The following is a 2,676-nucleotide window of genomic DNA, read 5'->3' on the forward strand; positions in this document are numbered from 1 at the left end:
TTAAGTCTGAGCCACTTGATACCAGAATTTTTGAAGTCAACTATGCTGATTTATCCGGAATAGTTACCCAGTTTACCGCACTGAAAACTGAACGTGGTGTTATTACATCTGATGCCCGTACTAATAAAGTGATCGTTAAAGATGTAAAAGCAGCTCTGGCCGATATGGGTAAAATTTTGAAAGACCTGGATATTCCAGAAAAACAAGTCATGATTGAGGCCAGAATAATTGAGGCTACATCTGATTTTTCACGATCTTTAGGTGTGAGCTGGAGTATTGATAAAGAGTTGAATGCTAAAAAGCTTGTGCAAAGTGTTGATACTGTCTTTGGAGGCATTACTAGTACACCTGGAACATCATCGATAGGTAGTACAACCAGTGCTGCTGATATCACTTTTGGAACAATCGGCGCTAATGTTAAGCTTTCAATGCGCTTGAATGCTGCTGCGAAAGCTGGACTGAAACGTATTATTTCATCTCCTAAGGTTGCGACACTTAATAATAAATCAGCTAAAATCACCCAGGGTAAGCAGATTCCGTATGTGACTTCTACATCTGATAAGGTTGAAACAAAATTCGTTGAAGCAGCTCTATCTCTTGAAGTTACACCGCATATAAACAATAACGGTACGATTGTATTAAAGGTTGATGCTAAGAATGATGCGCCTGATACCACTTCTACATCTACAACCCCACCAATTAATAAGAAGCAAGCAACCACAGAGATGTTATTGAAAGATGGTGAGACAACGGTGATAGGTGGTATTTTTGTTGATAGTGAATCTGAAGGTCAAGAAGGTGTTCCTTGGCTTATGGATGTACCTATTTTAGGAAACTTATTTAAATCTACGAGCTACTCAAAAAATAAAAGTGAACTGTTGATATTCATTACTCCGCGTATTTTAAATAGTACACTATAGTCGGTAGTCTCCAAACAACAACGCCACTCATAAACATGAGTGGCGTTGTTGTTTTCATATAGGTGATTTAATCCGCTATTCATCATGTTTTATACGAATAACTTGATGTACTCCTTGCATGCTCATAATAATGTTTTCTTCAAGCGTATGCGTATCACCAATGACACCGATAATGGTTCGGTCAGCACCGGTTGATTGATGGAAGTCAAAACCGTTGGTAACCAAAAATTCCTTGATCTGGTCTAAAGCTTCTTCAGAGGCTTTCTTCTTTGTAATAATTAGCATTCCTTCTGTTCCTCCTGTTGCGTCATGATCCTTTCAAGTCTTCTGGATTCATCAATTACCCGTTCAAACAGACGTACAATTGCCCCGTCATCTAATGGGCCAGGATTGTCATCCTTCATCCGCGCAAAAATGTGCTTTTCACGGGATGGATCATAGACAGGCAGATCTAGAAGTTTTTTGTGGTGACCTATTTCCAATGCGAGACGAGCCCTCTCGTTAAAAATTCTGAGTAAGACATCATCCAGCAGGTCTATGCGTTGTCTTATTTCATTGATATCCACTTATGCCTCACTAAAACTGTTTTTTTAGTATCGTATCTTTTTTACCGTTAACATCATCCCGTTCGGGATAGTCGATTGTGTAGTGCAGCCCACGGGATTCCTTGCGTTGCTGGGCACAGGCAATGATCAGTTCTGCGACATTAGCCAGATTACGCAATTCAATCAGATCTGAGGTAATGATGAAGTTCCAATAGTACTCTTCAATCTCTGCCTGAATAAGTTTTATTCGACGCATTGCTCGTTCGAGGCGTTTGGTTGAGCGGACAATGCCAACATAGTTCCACATAAAACGCCTGATTTCATCCCAGTTTTGAGAGACTACAACCATTTCATCACTATTAGTAGCTGTGCCTGAATCCCATTCGGGGAGCGAGGATGGTTTTGTAAACGGTTTGGATGCTAATGCGTTAATTGCATGTGCTGCTGCTCTACTGGCGTAGACCGCAGCTTCAAGTAAGGAGTTGCTGGCCAGTCGATTGCCACCGTGCAGGCCTGTAAAGGCAACTTCACCAATAGCATACAATCCACGCAGGTCTGATTGGCCGTGGGTGTTTACCTGTACACCGCCACAGAGGTAGTGAGCCGCAGGAACAACCGGTAGCCAGTCTTTAGTCATATCCAGTCCATATTCCATACAAGTCTGATAAATATTAGGGAACCGGTTTCTGACTACATCAGCAGGCTCGTGGGTGATATCCAGATAGACGCAGTCATCGCCATAGGTCTTCATTTCATTGTCAATGGCACGAGCTACTATGTCACGGGGAGCTAAGTCTTTAAGGTGGTGGTACTTCTCCATAAATGCCGTGCCATCACGACGTCTTAAGATTGCACCTTCGCCTCGAACCGCCTCAGATATGAGAAATGATTTTGCATTTGGATGAAAGAGAGTTGTGGGGTGAAACTGCATAAATTCCATGTTGGCAACGGTCGCACCGGCTCGATAGGCCATGGCAACTCCGTCACCTGATGCAACATCGGGATTGCATGTATAGAGGTATACTTTGCCCGCACCACCGCTGGCAAGCAGGGTTGCACCAGCTGAAAAGGTCTTGACTACTTTGTTTTTTATATCAAGTACATACGCGCCAAGACAGCAGTTGTCATTGACCGCCTGTCTGGCCAGTTTTGCGCAGGTGAGCAGGTCAATGGCTATGTGGTCTTCAAAAACCTGAATGTTAGGGTTTTGT

4 protein-coding genes are annotated in these 2,676 nt (G+C 42.8%); 1 reads left to right on the forward strand and 3 read right to left on the reverse strand.

Going from position 1 to position 2,676, the window contains the following annotated elements; genetic code table 11:
- Positions 1-920, forward strand: a 920-nt coding sequence (gene pilQ / locus OEL57_RS16060) for a type IV pilus secretin PilQ (protein WP_300741864.1), incomplete at its 5' end; no start/stop codon positions are given.
- A gap of 75 nt (positions 921-995) precedes the next feature.
- Here the strand turns inward: pilQ and OEL57_RS16065 are convergent.
- The 3 genes from OEL57_RS16065 to OEL57_RS16075 form a co-directional block, all read right to left on the reverse strand.
- Positions 996-1,205 (reverse strand): hypothetical protein, encoded by a 210-nt coding sequence (locus OEL57_RS16065; protein WP_300741866.1) that lies wholly within the window; start codon positions 1,203-1,205, stop codon positions 996-998.
- Entirely contained in the window at positions 1,199-1,486 is a 288-nt protein-coding gene (locus OEL57_RS16070) for a chorismate mutase (RefSeq protein WP_300741867.1), read from the reverse strand. Before OEL57_RS16070 ends, OEL57_RS16065 begins: the two co-directional genes overlap by 7 nt.
- A 10-nt stretch (positions 1,487-1,496) precedes the next feature.
- The coding region (locus tag OEL57_RS16075) for an FAD-binding protein (RefSeq protein WP_300741869.1) at positions 1,497-2,676 on the reverse strand (1,180 nt) is incomplete at its 5' end.

It is taken from the genome of Trichlorobacter sp., from assembly GCF_030247655.1.
Taxonomy (GTDB): domain Bacteria; phylum Desulfobacterota; class Desulfuromonadia; order Geobacterales; family Pseudopelobacteraceae; genus Trichlorobacter.

Bases quoted from the DNA above. Each gene is read 5' to 3' on its own strand.
- OEL57_RS16065 (WP_300741866.1), bottom strand. From the start codon at position 1,205: ATGCTAATTATTACAAAGAAGAAAGCCTCTGAAGAAGCTTTAGACCAG.